Annotated in this window: 19 protein-coding genes; 10 read left to right on the top strand and 9 right to left on the bottom strand. The window is 57.4% G+C overall.

Translation table 11 applies throughout. The annotated features are described in order from the left end of the window. Positions 1–34: 34 nt before the first annotated feature. Positions 35–931 carry a LysR family transcriptional regulator gene (locus tag BFP95_RS25125; RefSeq protein ID WP_065873285.1) on the bottom strand — a complete coding sequence of 299 codons (897 nt, stop codon included), beginning with the start codon at positions 929–931 and terminating at the stop codon, positions 35–37. A 123-nt stretch (positions 932–1,054) separates the two neighbouring features. On the opposite strand from BFP95_RS25125, the gene BFP95_RS25120 reads away from it, so the two are divergent. The 3 genes from BFP95_RS25120 to BFP95_RS25110 all read left to right on the top strand — a co-directional run bounded on the left by BFP95_RS25120 (position 1,055) and on the right by BFP95_RS25110 (position 4,309). After that, positions 1,055–1,717 carry an RraA family protein gene (locus BFP95_RS25120; protein ID WP_065873286.1) on the top strand — a complete coding sequence of 221 codons (663 nt, stop codon included), beginning with the start codon at positions 1,055–1,057 and terminating at the stop codon, positions 1,715–1,717. An 11-nt stretch (positions 1,718–1,728) separates the two neighbouring features. Beyond that, the gene (locus tag BFP95_RS25115; protein WP_065891049.1) at positions 1,729–2,937 is read left to right on the top strand and encodes a pyridoxal phosphate-dependent aminotransferase; all 1,209 of its coding nucleotides are present in this window, start codon (positions 1,729–1,731) and stop codon (positions 2,935–2,937) included. A gap of 94 nt (positions 2,938–3,031) precedes the next feature. Continuing rightward, a complete protein-coding gene (locus BFP95_RS25110) occupies positions 3,032–4,309 on the top strand; it encodes a cation:dicarboxylate symporter family transporter (RefSeq protein WP_065891050.1) in 1,278 nt (425 codons plus the stop codon). A gap of 51 nt (positions 4,310–4,360) precedes the next feature. On the opposite strand, the gene BFP95_RS25105 is transcribed toward BFP95_RS25110, so the two are convergent. The 4 genes from BFP95_RS25105 to BFP95_RS25090 form a co-directional block, all read right to left on the bottom strand. Next, positions 4,361–4,819: an Hsp20 family protein gene (locus BFP95_RS25105; RefSeq protein ID WP_049712265.1), complete on the bottom strand. Its 459-nt coding sequence runs from the start codon at positions 4,817–4,819 to the stop codon at positions 4,361–4,363. Positions 4,820–5,029: 210 nt separating this feature from the next. Beyond that, entirely contained in the window at positions 5,030–6,397 is a 1,368-nt protein-coding gene (locus BFP95_RS25100) for a glutamine synthetase family protein (RefSeq protein ID WP_065880834.1), read from the bottom strand. Positions 6,398–6,466: 69 nt separating this feature from the next. Then, positions 6,467–7,867, bottom strand: coding sequence for an aspartate aminotransferase family protein (locus tag BFP95_RS25095; RefSeq protein WP_065891051.1), 1,401 nt, complete (start codon positions 7,865–7,867; stop codon positions 6,467–6,469). Between the two features lie 237 nt (positions 7,868–8,104). Beyond that, positions 8,105–8,890, bottom strand: coding sequence for an SDR family NAD(P)-dependent oxidoreductase (locus tag BFP95_RS25090; RefSeq protein WP_065873291.1), 786 nt, complete (start codon positions 8,888–8,890; stop codon positions 8,105–8,107). A 96-nt stretch (positions 8,891–8,986) separates the two neighbouring features. Between BFP95_RS25090 and BFP95_RS25085 the strand changes: the two genes are divergently transcribed. Then, positions 8,987–9,892: a LysR family transcriptional regulator gene (locus BFP95_RS25085; protein WP_065873292.1), complete on the top strand. Its 906-nt coding sequence runs from the start codon at positions 8,987–8,989 to the stop codon at positions 9,890–9,892. Between the two features lie 69 nt (positions 9,893–9,961). Here BFP95_RS25085 and BFP95_RS25080 read toward each other — a convergent pair whose 3' ends face one another. Continuing rightward, the gene (locus BFP95_RS25080) at positions 9,962–10,852 is read right to left on the bottom strand and encodes a LysR family transcriptional regulator (protein WP_065873293.1); all 891 of its coding nucleotides are present in this window, start codon (positions 10,850–10,852) and stop codon (positions 9,962–9,964) included. 165 nt (positions 10,853–11,017) lie between these two features. Here BFP95_RS25080 and BFP95_RS25075 point away from each other — a divergent pair, with 165 nt between their 5' ends. The 4 genes from BFP95_RS25075 (at position 11,018) to BFP95_RS25060 (ending at position 16,232) form a co-directional block, all read left to right on the top strand. Then, positions 11,018–12,100, top strand: coding sequence for a 4-oxalomesaconate tautomerase (locus BFP95_RS25075; RefSeq protein ID WP_065873294.1), 1,083 nt, complete (start codon positions 11,018–11,020; stop codon positions 12,098–12,100). A 43-nt stretch (positions 12,101–12,143) separates the two neighbouring features. Continuing rightward, the gene (locus tag BFP95_RS25070; protein ID WP_065873295.1) at positions 12,144–13,457 is read left to right on the top strand and encodes a dicarboxylate/amino acid:cation symporter; all 1,314 of its coding nucleotides are present in this window, start codon (positions 12,144–12,146) and stop codon (positions 13,455–13,457) included. 130 nt (positions 13,458–13,587) lie between these two features. Further along, complete coding sequence (locus BFP95_RS25065; RefSeq protein ID WP_065873296.1) at positions 13,588–14,892, top strand: CitMHS family transporter; 1,305 nt, start codon at positions 13,588–13,590, stop codon at positions 14,890–14,892. A 95-nt stretch (positions 14,893–14,987) separates the two neighbouring features. Then, the gene (locus BFP95_RS25060; protein WP_371913950.1) at positions 14,988–16,232 is read left to right on the top strand and encodes an OprD family porin; all 1,245 of its coding nucleotides are present in this window, start codon (positions 14,988–14,990) and stop codon (positions 16,230–16,232) included. Positions 16,233–16,531: 299 nt separating this feature from the next. Here BFP95_RS25060 and BFP95_RS25055 read toward each other — a convergent pair whose 3' ends face one another. Next, complete coding sequence (locus BFP95_RS25055; RefSeq protein WP_083207051.1) at positions 16,532–17,494, bottom strand: alpha/beta fold hydrolase; 963 nt, start codon at positions 17,492–17,494, stop codon at positions 16,532–16,534. 169 nt (positions 17,495–17,663) lie between these two features. Between BFP95_RS25055 and BFP95_RS25050 the strand changes: the two genes are divergently transcribed. After that, the gene (locus BFP95_RS25050; protein ID WP_065880832.1) at positions 17,664–18,554 is read left to right on the top strand and encodes a LysR family transcriptional regulator; all 891 of its coding nucleotides are present in this window, start codon (positions 17,664–17,666) and stop codon (positions 18,552–18,554) included. A 587-nt stretch (positions 18,555–19,141) separates the two neighbouring features. Here BFP95_RS25050 and BFP95_RS25040 read toward each other — a convergent pair. Continuing rightward, entirely contained in the window at positions 19,142–20,029 is an 888-nt protein-coding gene (locus tag BFP95_RS25040; protein ID WP_065873300.1) for a LysR substrate-binding domain-containing protein, read from the bottom strand. 222 nt (positions 20,030–20,251) lie between these two features. Here BFP95_RS25040 and BFP95_RS25035 point away from each other — a divergent pair, with 222 nt between their 5' ends. Beyond that, a complete protein-coding gene (locus BFP95_RS25035) occupies positions 20,252–21,214 on the top strand; it encodes a DMT family transporter (protein ID WP_065873301.1) in 963 nt (320 codons plus the stop codon). Here the strand turns inward: BFP95_RS25035 and BFP95_RS25030 are convergent. Continuing rightward, positions 21,209–21,832 (bottom strand): helix-turn-helix transcriptional regulator, encoded by a 624-nt coding sequence (locus tag BFP95_RS25030; protein ID WP_065873302.1) that lies wholly within the window; start codon positions 21,830–21,832, stop codon positions 21,209–21,211. The two genes, BFP95_RS25035 and BFP95_RS25030, sit on opposite strands and share 6 nt — an antisense overlap. Positions 21,833–22,004: the final 172 nt, after the last annotated feature.

Raw genomic sequence — 22,004 nt, 5'->3', positions numbered from 1 at the left:
GAGCAGGCTGACGCGGGAAATGGCAAAAAATGACCTAGAACAGCAGTCGCGAAAAGTCGCAGCAGGCTTGGGCCAGCGTTGCGACGTCCTGGTTCAGGCCAAATTGTCGGTCCACGCGATGCAACGCCACATATTGGATATCCGGTAGCGCAGGCTGCGTGACCAACGCGCGCAAGGTGCCTTGCTCGATCAGATGGGACAGGCACACCACCGGCAGGTAGCTCACACCCACCCCCGACAACGCCAACCCGGCCTGCACCAACAGGTTATGGCTGGTCAGGGTGCGCGGCAGTTGCACATTGTTTGCCGCCAGCCAGCGTTCGTAGATCATCCCGGTACCCGACTGCGAACCCTGGGTGAGCACGGTGTAGCTGGCGAGCGTTTCCAGGCTGATGGGATCGGCGTCCGGGATCAGGCCTGGGGAGCACATCCAGGCGTTTTCCACGCATTGCAGCACGGTACTGTGGAAGCGCGGATCGCTGTAGACGTCCGGCACAATCACCAGGTCCAGTTGGTCGCTTTCCAATTTGCGAAACAGCTCGCTGCTCAGCTCTACCGACGGTTCGATCTGCACCTTGGGGTAGGCCTGGCGCAGCGCTTCGACCAGCGCCGGCAACCAGGTCAGCGCCGTCAGCTCGGTGACCCCGAGGCGAAACCGGCGCACCAGCACTTCGCGGGCACTGACGCGCTCGAGCAATTGGTCGCGGCTTTTGAGCAGGTCACGGGCGTAATCAAGCAGTTCACCGCCTTTTTCCGTCAGCCGGGCGTTGCGTTTGCTGCGGTCGAATACCTCGACGTCGAAGGTGTCTTCCAGCTCCTGTATACGCTTGGAGATGGCCGACTGAGACATGTTCAGCTTGTTGGCCGCGGCTTCGAAACTGCCCAGCTCGGCGATCCAGTACAGCGCGTCGATTTGCTTGAACGTGATCATGGTGTGCCAGTCATGAAAAAAATCGATGCTAACACATCATAAAATATCGCTAAAACTCTCCGTTCATCGCTCCTAAGATCCGGCCATAGCCCATCGCTATCCAAACGACTCTGGAGATTTGCCATGTCCTTGCCCGGTTCTCGCATCCTTCCCAACGCGCCCATGGCCTCGGCCGAATTGGTCGAGGCATTTGCCCACGTAGTCACGCCGCACATCAGCGACAACCTGGCCCGGCACATCGGCGCCCGTGGGCTCACGCGCTACAACCGCAGCGGGAAGCTGGTAGGCACGGCGATCACCGTCAAGACGCGCCCCGGTGACAACCTGCTGATCTACAAGGCCATGAGCATGCTGCAACCCGGCCATGTGCTGGTGGTGGACGGCCAGGGCGACACCAACAACGCGGTGATCGGCGAGCTGGTCAAGCTCTACGCCCAGCAACGCGGTTGCGTAGGGTTTGTGATCGACGGCGCGATTCGTGATGTCGCCAGCTTCGAGGACACCCCCTGCTATGCCCGCGCCGTGGTGCATACCGGCCCGTACAAAACCGGGCCCGGCGAAGTGAACGTGCCAGTGTCCATCGGCGGCATGATCATCAACCCGGGCGACCTGCTGGTAGGCGATGAAGATGGCCTGGTCGCGTTCTCCCAGGCAGACGCTGGCGAAGTGCTGCGCCGCGCCGCCCAGCACGCCGACCATGAAGAAACGGTCAAGGCCGAAATTGCCAGCGGCGCGGTGCGCCAGAGCTGGATCGACAAAGTCCTGCACAACGCAGGCCTGGCGTGAAGGAATCCGTGATGAGTCATGCATTTTTGTCGGACCGCGTCCTGGGCATTGCGCCCTCCCCGAGTATCGCCGCCAATGCGTTGGTGAGCGAGTTGCGTGCCCAGGGCCGCGACATCGTTAACTTCACCGTGGGCGAGCCGGATTTCGACACGCCTGCGCATATTCTGGAGGCCGCCAGCCAGGCGATGCACAGCGGCGACACCCACTACACCGCCACCACTGGCACCCTTGCGCTGCGCCAGGCGATTTGCCTCAAGCTGGCGCGCGACAACGACTTGGCTTATGGCCTGGACGAAGTGGTCGCCGGTTGTGGCGGCAAGCACATCATTTATCACGCGCTGGCGGCGACGCTCAATCGCGGCGATGAAGTCATCGTGCACACGCCGTACTGGGTGTCGTATCCGGATATAGCGCGGCTCAACGATGCCACCCCGGTGATCATCCCCGGTGATGAAAGCCTGGGTTTCAAGTTGTCGCCCGAGGCCCTTGAACAGGCGATCACTGCGCGCACCAAATGGGTGATCCTCAACAGCCCGAACAACCCCAGTGGCGCGGTGTACAACGAGGCTGAACTGCTCGCGCTGGCGCAGGTGCTACGCCGCCATCCCCATGTGCTGATCATGGCTGACGAGATCTACGAACACTTCGTCTACGGCGAGGCCCGGCATGTACCGTTAACGCGCCTGGCGCCCGACCTCAAGGCGCGTACCCTGATCATCAACGGCGCCTCCAAGGGCTATGCGATGACTGGCTGGCGCCTGGGCTTTGGTGCGGGCCCCGCCTGGCTGATCGCAGCCATCGCCAAATTGCTGTCGCAAACCACCACCTGCCCCAGTTCGTTGAGCCAGGCCGCTGCGGTGGCCGCGTTTGCCGGCGAGCAGGCGCCCATTGGCGCGATGCGTGAGGAATACCGGCGACGCCGCGCATTGATGCTGGAGCGGTTGGAGGGCATTCCCGGCGTGAGCTGTACCCCGCCGGACGGTGCGTTCTATGTGTTCGCCAATGTGAGCGGACTGATGGGCAAACGCCCCCCACAGGGTCATCGCCTCGAGAGCGATAGCCAACTGGTCGACTACCTGCTGCGCGACTACGGCCTGGCCACGGTCAGCGGCGCGGCGTACGGCATGTCGCCGTATGTGCGCTTGTCTTTTGCCAGCTCGCCGCAAGTGATCGAAGAAGGTTGCCGCCGACTCAAAGACGCATGCCACGACCTGCGCTGACAGCTGCCTGCCACACCCTGCGGCCAACGGACGGCTGCTTATTGACTGCCTAGAACAACAACTCAAAATCATTGATCTCAAATGAGGCATTCCCATGCACACGCCCCGTATCGCGCTGGTCTGGCAAATCATGATCGGCTTGCTCGCCGGTATCGCCATTGGTGCCCTGCTGCACCGCTTTCCCGAATCCCGGCCGTGGCTGGTGGACAACCTACTGCAACCGGCGGGCGATATCTTTATCAAGCTGATGAAGATGATCGTCGTGCCTATCGTATTTTCCTGCATGGTGGTGGGCATTGCCGGCCATGGTGACGGCAAATCCCTGGGCCGAATCGGCGTGAAATCCCTGAGCTATTTCTTTTGCATCACCACCCTGGCCATCATTATCGGCCTGGTCATGGGCAACCTGCTCAAGCCCGGCGCCGGCACTGAACTGTCCAGCCTGCATGCCGCCAACATCACCCTGCCCACCAGCAACGGCGCCGGTCATAGCCTGGGGCAGATTATCGTCAGCATCATCCCCGACAACGTGATCAACGCCATGGCCCAGGGCAGCCTGTTGTCTGTATTGTTTTTTGCGGTGATGTTCGGCCTTGGCGTGGCACGCCTGCCGGCCGAGCGCAAAGACCCCGTGATTGCGCTGCTGCGCGGCGTTGCCGATGCAATGTTCAAAGTGACCTCGATGATCATGGCCTACTCGCCCATCGGCGTATTCGGCATGATCGCAGTGACCGTCGCCAACTTCGGTTTCAGCTCATTGCTGCCGCTGGCCAAGCTGATCATGGTCAGTTACGTGGCTATCGCCTTTTTTGTGCTGGTGGTGCTCAACCTGGTAGCGCGAGTGTGCGGGATCAACCTGTTCGCGCTGATGCGCCATATCAAGGATGAACTGGTACTGGCCTTCTCCACCGCCAGCTCGGCGGCGGTGATGCCCCAACTGATGAAAAAACTCGAGACCTACGGCGTGCCGCCTTCGCTGGTGAGCTTCGTGGTGCCGGTCGGCTACTCGTTCAATCTCGACGGTGCCTCGCTGTTCCTCGGCATCGGCACCTTGTTCGTCGCGCAGCTGTACGGCATAGAGTTGAGCCTGGGCGATCAGGCCTTGTTGGTGGTGACCATGGTGCTCACCTCCAAAGGCGCTGCCGGGGTGCCAGGGTTTATGTTTGTGATCCTGTCGGCGACGCTCGCCAGTGCCGGTTTGCCGTTGGAAGGGATCGCGTTTATCGCCGGGGTGTATCGGTTGATGGAAATGCCGACTACCGCGCTGAATGTGTTGGGTAATGCGCTGGCACCGCTGGTGATTGCGAAGTGGGAGGGCCATGATGCCAAAGCGGCACATGAACCGAGCACTCGGAATATGCCTGCAGGCTAACGTGTACCTACGAATAAAGGCGCTCCGTGGAGCGCCTTTATTCTATTCACGTTACTGCTCGCTGATGGATTTCACATCAGCCTTGGCCGCACCACCAATCGCGATGCGCTTAGGCTTGGCTTCCTCCGGTACAACCCTGAGCAAATCAATGCTCAGCAAACCATTGGCGAGCTGCGCGCCCTGCACTTCAATGTGGTCGACCAGGCGGAACGACAAGCGGAACGCGCGCTGGGCGATACCCTGGTGAAGGTAGGTGATGCCTTCATTGTGTTCGCGCTTGCCGCCGGCGACGGTCAACACGCCTTTTTCCACCTGGATCTCCAGGTCATCCTCCACTAAGCCTGCGGCCGCGATGACGATCCGGTAATGGTCATCACCGTGCTTTTCGACGTTGTGGGGTGGGTAGGTGGTACCGGCCTCGCTGCGAAGCGCCGATTCAAAAAGGTCGTTGAAACGGTCAAAACCGACAGAGTGGCGGAACAGTGGGGCCAAGGAAAGAGTAGTAGCCATAGCAAAATCTCCTGAGTTTTCTCCAAGTGATTTGATACGCGACCCGGATTCGGCATCGCGTAAAGCCTAAGTAGGTTCAGGAGGAAAAATTTCAAGCGTCGCCCATAAAATTTTTTTAACGGCCCCATCAGAACAGTCCCCGTCATCCGTCACGAAGCAAAAACGCGGCAAGCTGGATGAGCATTTCCAGGCAGGCTGAGGGGCCAACATTCATGCGTGAGTGAGGTACCAGCGCCAGTCCTGCTCTCCGACTTCAGCATTGAATTGACGGAACTCGCGCCACTTGATCGCCAGAAACACTTTCAGGAATTCAGCTCCCAGCGCCTCGTGTGCCCACGTTGAACGTTGCAATGCGTGCAACGCGGTAAGCCAGTCGGTGGGTAGAAAATCGGTCGCCTGTTCATAGCCATTGCCCTCAATCGCCGCGCCAGGGTCGCTTTGATGCGTGATGCCGTAGTGAATGCCCGCGAGTACGGCGGCCGCGGCGAGATAGGGGTTGGCATCGGCACCGCAAATGCGGTGTTCGATGTGCCGACTTATCGCAGGGCCGCCAGGCACGCGCAGCGACACAGTACGATTGTTGACGCCCCAACTTTTCGCCAGCGGCGCGTAACTGCCGGTCTGGAACCTGCGATATGAGTTGGCATGGGGGCAAAATATTGCCAGCGAGTCAAACAAGGTTGCCATCATCCCTCCAATGGAGTGCCGCAACAGCGGTGTGCCCTGTGGGTCTTCGCTCGCGTACAGATTGTGACCCTGCTCGTCGGCCAGGCTGACGTGCAAATGCATACCGCTGCCCGCCTGATCGCTGAACGGCTTGGCCATGAAGCACGCTTGCAGCCCATGTTGGTTGGCAACGCCTTTGACCAAGCGTTTGTAACGTACGCCTTCATCAATGGCCTGGAGTGCGTCGAAACGATGCTCCAGCGTCAACTCGACCTGGCCCGGAGCGTATTCGGAGATCGCCGTACGCACGGGTAACCCCTGTAGCGCGCAAGCCGCGTAAAGGTCATCAAGAAACGGTTGAAGCTGCTCGAGTTCGTATACGCCATAAACCTGAGGTGCAACTGGGCGTGCGCCATTGGTCTGCAACGCCGGCTGCGGTCGACCGTTGACGTCGCGCTGTTGGTCCAGCAGGTAAAACTCCAATTCAACGGCCATTACCGGATGGAATCCATCGGCTTTCAGCCGTTCGATGGTGTTCACCAGTACATGGCGCGGGTCGGCGGGCGCGGCGGGAATGCCTTGGGTCGGGTGCATGCTGACCTGCACTTGACCGGTGGGACGGCTGCGCCAGGGTTGCAGGGTCAGGCTTCCTGGTAAGGGATAGGTCCAGCAATCAGCGTCAGCGACATCCCAGACCAAGCCTGTGTCTTCTACGTCCTCGCCCTGCACGGTCAAGGCGAGAATGGAACTTGGCAGCGGCCGACCATTTTCGTAGATCGCCAGTAATTCATCACGGTGCAACAGTTTGCCCCGTGGAACACCATTCGCGTCGATAAGGAACAACTCGATGCTCAGCACTTCAGGGTGAGCGGCCAGATAATCCTCGGCCTCTTTTTTATCAGCAAATTGCATGTCAAACCTCTTAGCGCTCATTCAAGCGACTTGGCGGTAGTTGAGAAAAACGGGGTGTCACACAGCTATTTATGAAGGGATGACCCGAGCCCCTGGTAGGGCAAGCAGCGTGGTCAGCGCGCTATCCAACTCACTGATCAGCCTGTCGATATCCGCATCACTTGTCTGCGGACAGCACAGGGTCATGTTGTGAAAAGGTGTGATCAGGATTCCGCGATTGATCAGATAGAGATGCAGAGCCATTTGAAGGCTGTCATGAAAAGCCGCTTCGGCTTGCGCACCCGTTCTGGGCGGGGTGGCACAGAATTGAAACTCACAACGCGCGCCCAACTCCGTGACTGACCAGTTCAGTTGGTGCCGTTTGAACAACGCCCGAAAGCCCTGCGCCAGTCTTGAGGCCAGGGGCAGCATGTGCTGGTACGCAGACGCTGTCATGACCTCTTCGAGGCTGACTCGCATGCAACGCATCGCCAGTGCATTGGCGGACAGCGTCGTTCCCATCCCACTGTGGCCGTGCCCGCTGCTCTCTTCGCTAACGCTCCTCTGCGCGTCTTGCATGGCCAAGGCGACGTGCTCACTGACGCCAAACACCGCGCAAGGCACGCCACCTGCGATGGGCTTACCCACCACGAAAAAGTCGGGTTTCAAATCCCATAGGCGAGTGCATCCACCGATGCCGGTGGAAATGGTGTGGGTTTCGTCAATGACCAACAGGCTGCCATATTTGCGGGTCAACACTCGGCACTTTTGCATGAAACCCGCATCTGGCAGGACCATGCCTATGTTCGTCATCGCCGGCTCGCACATCAGCGCACACACGTCCCCCTGGGCTAAAGCAGCCTCAAGTGCGGCAACATCGTTGAAGGGAATAGATCGACTGTATTGGGTCAAGTCGTAGGCTTGGCCCACAAGGCCTGCACGGTGCACCGTTTTGCCGTCGCGGTACCGCACCATCACGTCATCCACCGTCCCGTGATAGCAGCCGTCGAACACCAGCAAGACATTGCGCTTGGTAATAGCGCGCGCCCAGCGCAGAACATAACGATTGGCGTCAGTAGCCGTGGCAGTGACCTGCCAATATGGCAACTCAAATCGCTGAGCCAACAACTCGCCGCAGACCACAGCGTCTTCGCCAGGCAACATCGTCGTTAAGCCGTTATTCGCCTGTTCTGCGATAGCACGGGCGATAGGATCAGGTGAATGGCCAAACATGGCGCCCGTGTCGCCCAGGCAAAAGTCAACGTACTCATGATTATCGACATCTACGAAGCGTGCACCCTTGGCACGCTGAACGAAGAGCGGCGAAGGCATCGACCAATCGCTCATCCAGTGCATGGGAACACCGTTGAAAAGATTCGCCTTGGCACGCTTGGCCAGTGCCATTGACGTTGGGTTGTTTTTTATAAAACGGGCACGCTCGGAGGCGGTAAAAACAGCAATCGCTGATTCACAAATTCCACTGTTCGACATGGTCAAAACCCTAAGTTAATTATTAAACGTTTATTCCTGAATGACGGCCGAATACCGCTCAGTGAATTCACCTACTCTTTGATAAGTCGCACTTTTATATATCGCAGTGACAGCCGCGCTCCCACCCGGGATCATTGATTGATCGCGCGGGAGCGTCAGACTTAATAGCCGGCTTGAAGCGTTAAAATGCGCTGTTTACTTCTGGATAAAACAGAACGTAACGTCCGCGTCCTGAACTCAGGTTTGAGGGGCTTTGTTCTCGACCAGACAGTTCCCGCCATCCACCACGAGGACTTCACCCGTGATGTAACTGGCGTCAGGCGACGCCAGAAATGCAACTGCCGCCGCCACTTCGCGAGGCGTGCCTGCCCGCCCTATTGGGGTAAAACATCCCGCCTCTGCTTCAACGGGCGTGGTTGACGCAGTGGTGATCCACCCGGGAGCCACGCTGTTGACGGTAATCCCCTGCTTGGCGACTTCAAGTGCAAGTCCCATATTCATGCCAACCATTGCGGCCTTGGCGGCGCTATAAGCGGCTTCGCCCGGATTGCTTCCTCTGGTTCCGGTGGTGGAACTCATATTGACAATGCGCCCGTAACGTCGCGCCCGCATACCCGGTAAAACGGCCCGAGTCAGAAGAAAAGCTGTCGTTAAGTTTCTTGCCAGTGAAAGATTCCAGTCACACAGTTCCATTGTTACTAATTCCGAGAAAACCTCAGGGCTTCCTTGCATGGTCATGCCGGCGTTATTTACCAGAATATCGATCCGTCCCCAGACTGTTTCTGCCCATAGGCTGAATTCAAGCACCTGACGTTCATCGGTGAGGTCAGTGGGCCGACCTTCAACTTCAAACCCTTCAAGGCGTAACTCTTTAACCCGATCCGCGATGCGGTTGCTGCTAGCAGTGATGATCAACTTCGCCCCGGCTGCACCTAGCCGTCGAGCAACAGCCATACCGATCCCGGATTCACTCCCGGCACCACTGACAAGTGCCACATGCCCCCTCAATTCCGTACCCAACATGGTGTGCCCCACGTATTTAATTCGAAAGAGAGTAGAAATTAGGCCAGTAGACCTGATAAATAAAGACGATCATCATCAGAAAATCTGACAACCACCATGGCGTTTACCAGTGAGTCACTTAAAGTTTTCCTTGCGGTTGTCGACAGTGGATCCTTTTCTGCCGCCGCACGGAAATTGGGCCGGGTACCCTCGGCCATCAACATGGCTGTGTCACAGCTTGAAGCAGAGCTTGATTTATTGCTTTTTGACCGATCAACCCGCAAAGCTGTCCCTACGGCAGCCGCCAAAGCACTTGAGCCCCAAGCACGACAGGTGGCGAGCCAGATAAACCTGCTGGACGCGCATGCCCTGCAGCTTCATCAGGGGTTGGAGCGGCGCTTGATACTGGCGATGGCGCCGGAGTTGCAAACAGGCGTATGGAGTCGTCCATTGTCCATTATTGCCAAAGAGTTCCCCACGCTTGAGATCGAGATTCGCTCGGCTTCCCACCCGGAGGCGATTCGCATGCTCCATGAAGGGCGTGTGCAATTAGCACTTGGATTTGAACGGCCCGGGCTCGACGAGCGGGAGACGTTTCTTGAGGCGGGAAGCCAGTTGTTAGTAGCGGTTGCCTCTCCAGATCATCCTGCGGCTGCCGGCAAAAAAAGCCCTTTAAGCGAAGAGCAACTGGTGGATATTCGGCAGATCATAGTGGCTACTGGAGGGCCTACAGACTCTGACCCACGCGTTGTGCTGTCGCGGCGAATTTGGCTCAGCGACAGTTATCTGGCAACGCTGGATCTGGTGCAGCAAGGATTGGGCTGGGCTTATCTTCCCCAACCCCTGGTGCAACCTCTCATCACTTCGGGCGCATTGACGGAGGTGGTGTTTGACTACATGCCGAGTCAGATGCGGTTGTGGGTCGATATTATCTGGGTGAAGAATCGACCTCTGGGGCTTGCAGCCAGTCGCTACCTGAGCTTGATGCGCAAAATTGTCGAAGGTGAGCCTCGTCGTGTTTGAGGAATCACAAATACTGGCCATTCTTCGTGGTCGCCAGCGGCTTGGCGCGCACGGATAGCGCGATATACCTCATTGCGGCCATTGTTCAAGCAGTATTGAAACAAACTTTTCTGCCGCGGGAGAGAGTGATGCGCCGCGGCGGTAAACCAGACCCAGGGAGCGGTTCACTATCGGCTCAATCAACGGCACGCTGACCAAGGTGGGGTGATCATGCGCCGGCATGGCCAGGCTCGGCATCGCCGACACCCCCAGCCCGGCTTCCACCAGACCCAGCGAGGTAGAAAGGTGCTGTACCTCGTAGAACCATTGTGGACGCCAACTCAAGCCTGACAACGCGTGATCAAGCAACATGCGATTCCCGCTCAGGCGGCCCACCCCGATAAGACGGTAATCACTGAGCTCAGACCATGTGACAGCACTGCGTCCAGCGAGCTCATGATCACGCCGGCAGGCCAAAACAAACGGCTCTATGACAAGGGGCACGAACTCGATATCAGGATGCTGCCCACTCATCATGTTGATACCGAAATCAGCCTCCCCTCGCAGCACCGCTTCAAGCCCCTCGTTTGCGCTCAAGTCCAGCAGGCGGATGCGAATTTGCGGATAGCGCTCGTTGTACAGGCGGATCACCGACGGCAGGAAATAGAATGCGGCCGTCGGGATGCACGCCAGGGTGACTCGGCCAATCTGGCGCTGGGCAAGTTCGCGGATATTGAGAATCGACTCATCGAAATCATCCAGCAATCGGCGCGCCTTGGGCAGGAAGTCCCGGCCGACGCTCGTGAGGCTGACCTTGCGCGTGGTGCGATCCAGCAACGCGGTGCCCAGCCCCTCTTCGAGTTTTTTAATGCGACGACTGAGTGCAGGCTGAGACAGGTGAAGCGCATCGGCAGCTTCGTGAAAGCTGCCAAGTTCGGCGATCTTCACGAAAGATCGGATATCGTTAAGCTCATAATCCATGTCTTGCCTCACCAACAGAAGAAGTCGATCCGTAATTTAAAGCAAATCTATCATTCGTCAAACGCAATAATCTCGTCAATTTTTGCATTGGAAACATTTTTGAAACCTTGAGACTCTTGCTCCAAGAGCATCAATTACGTCGATTGATCAACAAGAGTCAGAGTCATGCAAAGAATTCCCTGTGTGCTGATGCGCGGTGGTACCTCCAAGGGGCCGGTGTTTCTCGACTGGGATCTGCCGGCTGTCATCGCGGAACGCGACGAGCTGCTGCTCAACGTGATGGGCTCCGGCCATGAGCTGGAGATCGATGGTATTGGCGGTGGCAGCCCGCAAACCAGCAAGGTCGCTATTGTCAGCCCTTCCCTGCACCCGGACGCGGACGTCGATTACCTGTTCGTCCAGGTGATGGTTTCGCAGCGCCGGGTCGACAGCGCCCCCAACTGCGGCAACATGCTGTGTGCCGTCGGCCCGTTCGCCATCGAGCAGGGCTTGGTCAAAGGTACGCCGGGGCGCACTCGCGTGCGCATTCGCAATGTGAACACCGGGACCTTTATCCATTCCGAGGTATGCACACCGGATGGCAAAGTCAGTTACGAGGGCGACACCGCGATCGACGGTGTGCCGGGTACTGCGGCGCCGGTGCAACTGACGTTCCTTGATGCAGCCGGCAGCAAGACCGGCAAACTCCTCCCCACTGGCAACACGCAAGATGTGATCGATGGAATTGCGGTCACGTGCATCGACATGGCAATGCCCATGGTGCTGATCGAAGCCAGCCAACTGGGCAAGCGTGGCGATGAAAGCCCGGCAGAACTGGACGCCGACAAAGACTTCCTGCGGCGCCTAGAGTCATTGCGACTTCAGGCAGGCCTGGCGATGGGCCTGGGTGATGTCAGCGACAAAGTGATTCCAAAGCCGGTGCTGGTCTCGCCCGCCAACGCTGGCGGTACGCTCCAAGTTCGTTATTTCATGCCACACAACTGCCACCGCGCGCTGGCCATTACCGGCTCGATCGGGTTGGCCACCGCGTGTGTGATCGACGGCAGCATCGTCGCGCAAATGCTCGGCGGCATCAGTACGCCGCGCCTTGAAGCGGTGCGCATCGAGCACCCAAGCGGTGGGATTGATGTCGTATTGTCCTACACGGGTGTTAACGGTGAGACAATTCAGGCTTCCGTCGTTCGCACAGCGCGCAGGCTTTTTTCCGGCTTCGTTTATGCCACGGACTCTCAACGCCTCGCCGGATAATTCCGGTGATCGTTGGCATTTTTGCATCCGCACAATTCTAAAAATGGGTGATGCCATGAAAGTTGTTAAATCGCTCTACTTCCAGATTCTCTGCGCCGTGGTGCTGGGTATCGTCGTCGGACACTTCTGGGCCCAGCAGGCCATCGCGCTCAAACCGTTGGGTGACGCATTCATCAAACTCATCAAGATGATGATCGCTCCAGTGGTGTTCTGCACCATCGTCACTGGCATCGCCGGAATGAGCGACAAACGCTCGCTTGGGCGCCTGCTCAGCAAAACCATGCTGCTGTTCTTCGTATTGACGGTGATCAGCCTGGTGATTGGCCTGGTGGCGGTGTATGTGTTCCAGCCGGGCGCTGGCATGAACATCGATCCCAGCCAACTGAGCACCAAGGGACTGACCCAGTACACGGAGTCGGCCGCGAAACTTGGGGTTGTAGAGTTTTTCATGCACATCATCCCCGAAACCTTTATCGGTGCCTTCAGTAAAGGTGAAGTGCTGCCGGTTCTGTTTATCGCGGTGTTGTCCGGCTTTGCCTTGTCGTCGCTGGGCGAGCGTGGCAAGCCGGTACTCGACGTACTCGAGTCCGCCTCGCACATGGTCTTCAAGATTTTCGCTTACCTGATGCGCTTTGCACCGATCGGCGCTTTTGGGGCCCTGGCGTTCACCGTCGGCCAGTACGGCATCACCTCGCTGGGTTCGCTGGCAAAGCTGATCATGACCCTGTACATCGCCTGCGGTTTCTTTGTCTTCGCGGTACTGGGCAGCATTTGCCGTGCGAACGGCTTCAGCCTGTGGAAATTGCTGCGCTACTTTCGCGAAGAATTCCTGGTGGTACTCGGGACCTCCTCCACGGAACCTGTCATGCCGCGCATGCTGGAGAAACTCGAAGCACTGGGTTGCAAGAAAGGCGTCGTGGGCCTGGTGCTGCCCACCGGCTACTCGTTCAACCTGGACGGCACGGCCATCTACCTGTCGTTGGCGGCGATTTTCATTGCCCAGGCCTGCAACATTGACCTGAGCCTGACGCAAATCATCACCATGCTGGCAATCATGCTCCTGTCCTCCAAAGGCGCCGCTGGCGTTACCGGCAGCGGGTTCGTGGCACTGGCCTCGACCCTGACGGTCATTCACGACATCCCGTTGGCCGGCCTGGCGTTGCTGATCGGCGTTGACCGATTCATGTCTGAAGCCCGGGCCCTGACCAGCCTGGCCAGCAACGCAGTTGCGACAGTGGTGATTTCGATGTCTGAAAACGCCTGCCACCGCGAAACGCTGAACCGGATGCTCGACGGCAAATCTTCTGCGGCACAGGGACAAGCCTGGGAAGACCTGACGGTCGCCAAACGCATCTAGCAAAAACCGAATAACACCTACTCCTGACTGAACCCCCCTCCCCGCCAGGCGCCGTTGTGCCGCCCGGCGGGTCAGGGCTCGTGCGCCTCGGCGTCAGCCATTTTTACGATAACAACAAGAGAATCGTCCTATGCTCGCTTTCCTTGGCCTGGCCATGGTGGTCGTATTCACCTTCCTCATCATGACGAAGCGCCTGTCGCCCATCGTCGCGCTCACCGTCGTACCTATCGTCTTCGCCGTGATTGGCGGCTTCGGCGGCACCACGGGCAAGATGATGCTTGACGGCCTGAAAATGGTCGCGCCGTCTGCCGCATTGCTGTTGTTCGCGATCCTGTTCTTTGGCCTGATGATCGATGCGGGCCTGTTCGACCCGCTGATCCGCAAGATCCTCAAGCGCGTCAATGGCGACCCGATGAAGATCGCGGTGGGCACCGCCTTGCTGTCCCTGGTGGTCGCGCTCGACGGCGACGGCACCACCACCTACATGATTACCTGCGCGGCGATGCTGCCGCTGTACAAACGCATCGGCATGAACCCGATGATCCTGGCGACTATCTCCATGCTGTCCCTGAGCATCATGAGCGGCATGACACCCTGGGGCGGCCCCGCGACACGGGCCATCGCAGCGCTGGGCCTGGATGCCGGCGCATACTTCGTGCCGTTACTGCCGACCATGATCGGCGGTGCCATGTGGGTGGTCTTTGTGGCTTTCGTACTGGGGCGAGCCGAGCGCAAGCGTATTGGCAACGTGCAACTGCAAAGCGGTGGCGGCGATTGCTACATCAACGCGATTCTTGAGGACACGCCCCACAAGCGTCCCAAACTGGCCTACGTCAACCTGGTCCTGGTGATTGCGGTGATGGTGGCCCTGGTGATGGGGCTGATGCACTCCGCGATCCTGTTCCTGATCGGCTTTGTGCTCGCACTGATGATCAACTACCCGCAATTGGATATTCAGAAAGAACGCATCCTGGCGCACTCGGGCAACGCTATGACGGTCGTGTTGCTGGTGTTCGCCGCAGGGATTTTTGCCGGGATTTTTTCCGGCACCAAGATGGTGGATGCCCTGGCCCAGACGCTGGTCGACTGGATCCCTCCGTCCTGGGGCCACCTGTTTCCATTGGTGGTTGCGATCACCAGCATGCCGCTGACCTTCGTGCTGTCCAATGACGCCTACTATTTTGGTGTAGTGCCGATCCTTGCCAATGCGGCCGCCGCTTACGGCATAGACCCGGTAGAAATCGCGCGTGCCTCGATCCTCGGGCAACCCGTGCATCTGATGAGTCCGCTGGTCGCATCGACGCTGTTGCTGGTGGGGATGGTCGACCGTGACATTGGTGACTTCCAGAAAGCCACTGTCAAGTGGGCGGTGTTGACCTCCTTGGTCGTCACCGCGCTGGCCTTGTTGACTGGGGCCATCAGCCTGTTTACCTGATTCATCTCTCTGCTGCCTTGCAACGCGCCTCGCTCACGGGGTGCGTGTCGCCCTGCACGCCAAATAACAACAATGAGACGTTTGCCATGAACCCTATGTATACCCGTCAGGCCCTTTTTTGTGCATTGGGTCTGGTGCCGATCGCCGGTGCCAATGCCGAAGGCTTTATTGATGACAGCAAGCTCAAGCTGCAACTGCGCAATGTGTATTTCAACGAGAACTTTCGCGATGAGCACGGCATGAGTGCACGTGCCGCGAGAACGGCAAAAAGCGAACGTACCGAATGGGCCCAGGGATTCTTGCTGGACTATCAGTCCGGATTCACTGCGGGTACTCTCGGCTTCGGCGTTGATGCCCTGGGGCTCTACGGCGTAAAGCTCGACTCAGGACGCGGTCGCAGCGGTACCGGGCTCATGCCGATTCATGACGACGGCCGCGCAGCGGGCGAATTTGCCAGCGCCGGCGCCACCGCGAAAGCCCGGTTCGCCAAAACCACCGTCAAGTACGGCACCCTGCTGCCCAAGACCCCGGTGCTGATTTACAACGACGCACGTCTGTTGCCCCAGACCTATCAGGGCACTCAGGTCAGCAGTAACGACATCGAGAACCTGACGGTCACCGGCGGGCACCTGGACCGTTTCAAATTACGCGACTCCACCGACAGCGTGCCGATTGTGCCGGATGGCTACAGTGGCGAAAAGTCAGGCGACTTCAACTACGCCGGCGCCGAATACAAATGGGGGAAAAACACCCGCTTGAGTTATTTCTACGGCGAACTGGAAAACTTTTACCGCCAGAACTTCGCCGGTATCCAGCACGACCTGCCGCTGGCCGGTGGCGTGCTGACTGGCGACCTGCGGTACTTCAACAGCGCTGATAGCGGCTCTGCCTACGCAGGCAAAATCGATAACGACATGTTCAGCGGGCAATTGTCCTACGCGATCGCTGGCCATACCGTTGGCGGGGGCTACCAGAGCCTGCGCGGCGATGCCGGTTTGCCCTACATCAGTGGCGCAACCGTGTACTCGTTCAGTAACGCCGGCATTGGCAAGTTCATCGAGGAAGACGAAAAGACCTGGATGCTCAACTACGGCTACAACTTCGCCGCCGTCGGCGTCCCCGGCCTGACTTTCTCTGCGCGCTACTTGAGCGGCAATGACGGCAAGTCCACCACCACGGTCAAGGAATGGGAGCGCGATACCGAACTGGCCTACGTTGTACAGGCCGGCACGCTCAAGGGCCTGGGTGTGCGCATGCGCAACTATGTGTACCGCTCGGAGTTCTCCCGAGGGCGCGACAGCAACCGCCTCTACCTCACCTACGACATCGCCCTCTGGTAAGTCGACGATTGCGGCCCATGCGGCCGCTTTCCTACAGGTTAAGGCAAGGCCCCCTCAACATGCTGGCACTCAATGCCGCTGTCGAGGCGGCGCGAGCCGGGGATGCAGTACGAAAGCCGCGCCCTTTTGCTCGCTTTGGCGAAAGTTGAGGCCCAACGCTTCCAAGGCAATAGGGACCTTGACGCTGTTGGGGGGAGCAATGCCGTGACCGCCACGCAACATGCAAGACGCTAACGAGCGAGTAGAGAGGACCCGCAACAGCGGGCGCATGACCCGCTGTTGCAGACGTGCGACAGGACTTATTTTTGCGGCACCACATTCCGGTCCAGGAAGCGGTGGATTTCACCACTGATCTCGTTCAAGTGTGTTTCCAGTGCGAAGTGCCCGGTGTCGTAGAGATGTACCTCAGCTTTGGGAATATCACGCTTGAATGCGTTCGCGCCTGCCGGGAGAAAAAACGGATCGTTCTTTCCCCAGACGGCCAACATCGGCGGCTGATATTTGCGGAAATACGCCTGGAACTCGGGGTAGCGCTTCACGTTGGTGGCATAGTCTGCGAACAGGTCCAGCTGGATTTCATCGTTACCGGGACGCGACACGAACGCGTAATCCAAGGTGTATGTTTCAGGTGCGATACTGTCAGGGTCCGCTACGCCATGCGTGTATTGCCACTTGATTGATTCTGGTTTGAGCAGCTCGCGCAATGCGTTGCGGTTCTGGGCAGTGGGCGCGTTCCAGTAACGTTGAATCGGGTTCCAGCCCTCGCTGAGGCCTTCAACGTAAGCATTCCCGTTTTGGCTAATGATTGCGCTGATTCTATCGGGGTGTGCGACGGCCATCCGCCAGCCTACAGGCGCACCGTAGTCGAAGACTTGAAGAGCGTAGCGATTCAGCGCAAGCGCTTCAGTAAATCCATCCATGGTTTTGGCGATGTTGTCGAACGTGTATGAGTACTTCGCCCGATCAGGGCTGTCCGAGAATCCAAAACCTGGGAAGTCAGGGGCAATCACGTGGTAACGGTCCGCTAGTTTCGAAATCAAGTCGCGATACATGAATGATGAGGTAGGAAATCCATGAAGCAACACGATGGTTGGCGCCGATGGGTCGCCCGCTTCCCGATAAAAGATGCGGACCCCTTTTACCTCTACAAAATGGTGTTGGACGTCGCTTGCCCTTTGGTGGCTAATGTCGGCTGCTTCCACTCCCGCGCTGGCGAGCGCTGCACTGAGGGCAGTGGCGGCTAACAACGTTTTAATGCTCATGCAAACTCCTTGGACACTGAATGAAAAAGATAAGTGGTCTATCAGGCGATGAGTTCATGGCTTGTCGAGCGTCAGGCGCACCCACTTGATAGGGCTATATTGCCTGTTTCAATAAACCAACATAATCTGAGAATATTGGTAATCTCCCTACCAAATATTGGAACATTCCATGGACAGATTTGAGGCAATGAAGCTGCTCGTGGCTGCGATTGATGCTGGCAGCCTGACGGCAGCCGGACGGCTAGCCGATATCCCTCTTCCCACCATCAGCAGGAAAATTTCTGACCTGGAGATGCTGATAGGTAGCCGCTTATTGATTCGAACCACGCGTAGGCTCTCGTTGACCGATGCAGGGGTGGCTTATGTGGCTGCTGCACGCCGAATATTGGAGCAGTTGGAGGTTGCCGAACGCGAAGCTGCCGGAGAATTCATTGCCCCCAAAGGCGAACTGGTCCTGACCGCGCCCATCATGTTCGGCCGGCTGCAGGTGCTGCCGATCGTCAACGCGTTTTTAGGGGAGTTTTCCGAAATCAACATCCGGCTCCTGCTTTCTGATCGCAACGCTCACCTCGTTGACGACCACGTGGACATGGCAGTGCGCATTGGAACACTCGCTGATAGCGGCATGATCGCCACTCAGGTGGGGGCCATGAGAACTGTAATTTGCGCGAGTCCTAGGCTGCTGGAAGCGTATGGAAGACCTGAATGTCCCGCAGACCTGCAGAACTTGCCAACCGTGCGACTTGACGCCCCTATGCCTTTTCAACACTCAAAACATGGCGTGGCAGAATCAACGAGGCGGATGCCCCCGCGCTTATCGGTGACGACCGCTGACGCAGCAGCGCAGGCCGCCATTGATGGCGTTGGAGTCGTTCAGTTATTGCACTACCAAGTCGCGGAGGCGATCAGCGAGGGACTGCTGGAGATTGTGCTGGATAACTATGAGCCTCCGTCGGCGCCTATCAACCTGATCCACATGTCACCTGGGCATATGCCCCTGAAAATGAGGCGATTTCTGGATTTCGCGATTCCTCGGTTTCGTCAGCGCCTGGATCAGTAAACTCAGCAATGGCGTGCGAACCTCACTCAGTTTGCTCCGACAGTTTAGGAATTATTCATGGCATTCATTGTTACCTGCGTTGTGTCCCTATTTTTTTGGACTGTTGTTTCAGTAATCACAGGGGCTGAGGAGCCGTGGGACCTGGCCAGTTACTGGACGATCATCTATCCCGCCGCGCTAGCGCTGTCGGTAATCCTCGGGGCAGTACTAAGAAGCTCACAGTGGTCCGCAGGTGGCGTCGTAATGCTCTCCCAGATCCCAGTGGTTTTAGCGATTTCTGGTGCATCCCCGTTGCTAGGCGTCGGTATCATCTATGCGGCCCTTCTCTCAATTCCGGCGATAGCCCTGTCATGGCTCGCTGGCAAATTGCGCTCAGGTAAGAACGGACGATGGACATCTACGAAGAAATGAAGGCTCCGTTCCGGGAACAACCGAGACGCGTACTGATTACACAATAAAGATTGAGCCAGGCAAAAAAATACGGCGGCCGGACAGTACGACGTAACCCCCTGTTCGCCCAAATACGATTGATAGATGCCCTTTGCGCAGATCCCCCCGCAAAGCCAAGACAGAGTGTGCTCAAGTTATCAATTTTGTTGGGCTCGCTGCGCTACGTCGCAAAGCCATCGGCGCAACAGTTGGGCTGCCTCACCCAACACCACATCGTTGGCCTGCACCACGTAATAGCCTTTACCTGTCCTTAGGACAGCGTCAAAGACCGGTACGAGCAGGCCTCGCTGTACGTCCTCCTCAACCAGCCAAGGGCTGGTGAGCACTAGACCTTGATCGCGCCGGGCCGCGTCGATTGCCAGCTCAGACTGGTCGAATTTGAGGCTGCTGGAGAAGCTATCGGGAGACATCCCGACCGATGATAGCCATTGAGACCAGTGGGCATGAGACGTCGTATAGAGCAAGGTTGCCCCCAGCAAACAATCAAGGCTATGCAACTGGAGCCGTTCGCGGTAAGCCGGGCTGCAATAAACCCTTACCTCGTCCGGCAACAGCAGTTCTGCGTTCACGTCACTGCCATATCCATCGAAATGCCGCACTGCCAGGTCGCAAGTAGCGTCATTGAAATCCACAGCATCGGTAGATGCGCTCAAGTGCAGTTGCACCTCTGGATGACGTTCCGTGAACAAAGGCATGCGCTTTGCGAACCAGGAGTTGGCGAACGCCGGCGGCAGGCTTAAACGTACCTGCTTGTCCCTACTCCCTCGGACGGCGAGATTGGCGGTCTCTAGCTGGCGAAGCGCCGGCTTGACTTGCTCCCAATAGCTCAGCGCTTCAGCCGTTGGTCGTAGCCTGCGAACGTTACGCACAAACAGCGGCGTTCCTAGCCAACCTTCCAGCTTGCGAATTTGTTGCCCTACTGCTCCCGGCGTCACAAACAACTGGCTTGCCGCAAGACTGACGCTTCCCGTTCGCATGACCGCGTCGAAACAAGCTATGGCCCGAAGGGGCGTATCAGCTCTCATAACGTAGTTTTTCTCTTCTATAGGCTGAAAACACGTGATTTGTAGCGGCTTGCTTACTTTCGCACAATCCACGTTCGCCGTAGGGCAACAACAGATCCCAACTTCCAAGGAAAGGCCAATGTCGATTGTTCGAGCAACCTGGTTTGACGATAAATCACCCAAGGTGAACAGCTGGTCGTCGCAGGCAAATAAAGGGTTGCCCCAATCAAAAGGTATCGATGAATGAGGAAGTCAGTAGACGGAGCCGCCACGGCGGTGATGGTTCTGCTATGCCTCATATGGGGTGCCCAGCAAGTGGCGATCAAAGCTGTTGCGGGCGACATAGCCCCTATCATGCAGGTCGCCGTTCGCTCCGGAGTCGCTGCACTCCTGGTCTGGCTAATAGGAAAATGGATCATGCGGGAGGTATGGTTACCAAACGTTTGGTGCCGCTCCGGGTTAGTCGTGGGCGTTTTATTTGCCGCTGAGTTTCTGCTTGTTGCGCAAGGACTACGCTGGACAAGTGCTTCGCATATGGCGGTTTTTCTTTATACAGCGCCGTTATTCGCCGCCATCGGCCTGCACCTGCGCCTGCCGGAGGAGCGTCTTGGTGCAATGCAATGGCTTGGCATGTCTTTAGCATTCGCCGGTATTGCCATCACCTTTCTCATGCCGCGTGATGGGGGCGCGACTCAGCCAGCCATCACGGACAGTCTGCTGGGCGATCTGCTGGGTTTAGGCGCAGGTGCTGCATGGGGGTTCACGACCGTAGCGGTGCGTACCAGTCGCCTCAGTGAGGCACCAGCAACCCAGACTCTGTTCTACCAACTCGCGGGCGCGTTTCTCCTCTTGTTGCCCTTAAGCCTGCTGCTAGGCCAGAACGCAGTGACCTTTTCAACCCAAGCTCTGGCCAGCTTGATTTTTCAAACAGTGATTGTGTCAGTAGCAAGTTACTTAATCTGGTTCTGGATGCTTCGTCGCTACCTCGCAGCTCGCCTTGGTGTGCTGGCTTTCATGAGTCCGCTCTTTGGCGTACTCATGGGGTACCTATGGCTTGGAGAACAGACAAGTTACGGATTTCTGCTGGGTGCAAGCCTCACTATTGTTGGCCTGCTGGTAGTGAATCTCAGCAAGTCGGGCGGACAGACTCAGGAGGAAAGCAGTTATCTGAGACCCAAAAATCGCAAGGAGAAAGTACCGTTATAAACCCGTGGCTGCTCTGGAGCGCCTTAGATATTTGTAGACGGTAGCCCGTGATAGAGATAACAGCTCGCAGATGTAGTTGGTTGCATTGCGCAACGCGAAGACTCCGCCTTTATCCATTTCACCAATCAGTGCCACCATTTCTTCTGAAGTAAGCGACGCCAATGTCACCCTGCGAGCCCTCAAAAATTCATCCATGATCGCGTGCGCTGACTCTTGGAAATCGGTGGCAAACAATGCCGGAGGCTTCTCAACTGTATTTTCAAAACCTAAAAATGATGCAGCGATTTCTGCCATCCCGCTCATGACAGTAATGTCAAAATTTACGCATAAGAGCCCGATCTGGATCCCTTCAGGATCTCGGAGCACCGCTGTAACCGACCTTAGCTGTCGGCGATCAAAATTCACCTTTCTATAAGGGCCCGCAACATCTCCCTCGAATGATGCCCCATCGTTGATATCCGTCAATGAACTGTCGCCGACCCGCCGCTGAGAGAACACATTGAAGATATGTGCAATCTTTCCGGAGGCCAGGTCATGAATAATGACCTCGGCGTGCGGATCCAGGAGCTTCGCAATCGCCTGGGCGCTGCTGATGTAATTATCCAGATGTTTATTCACGGTAAAAATATGCCTCGAAAAAATACAAAACGTCTTCAGGATACTAATTGTATTTTTGTGCTATGGTTATGCCCGCCTTTACTGAAGCGCCCGATTGTAGCGCCATATCCCGTCTAACGGCGGCGAGTAACCGCCAGTCAGCCGGGTAAGCACAACGCCCGTCTTTCAATAG

Source organism: Pseudomonas sp. 58 R 12 (assembly GCF_900005865.1).
Lineage (GTDB): Bacteria > Pseudomonadota > Gammaproteobacteria > Pseudomonadales > Pseudomonadaceae > Aquipseudomonas > Aquipseudomonas tritici.
Note: the sequence above shows the minus strand (reverse complement) of the source record. Positions and strands in the feature narration are given on the sequence as shown.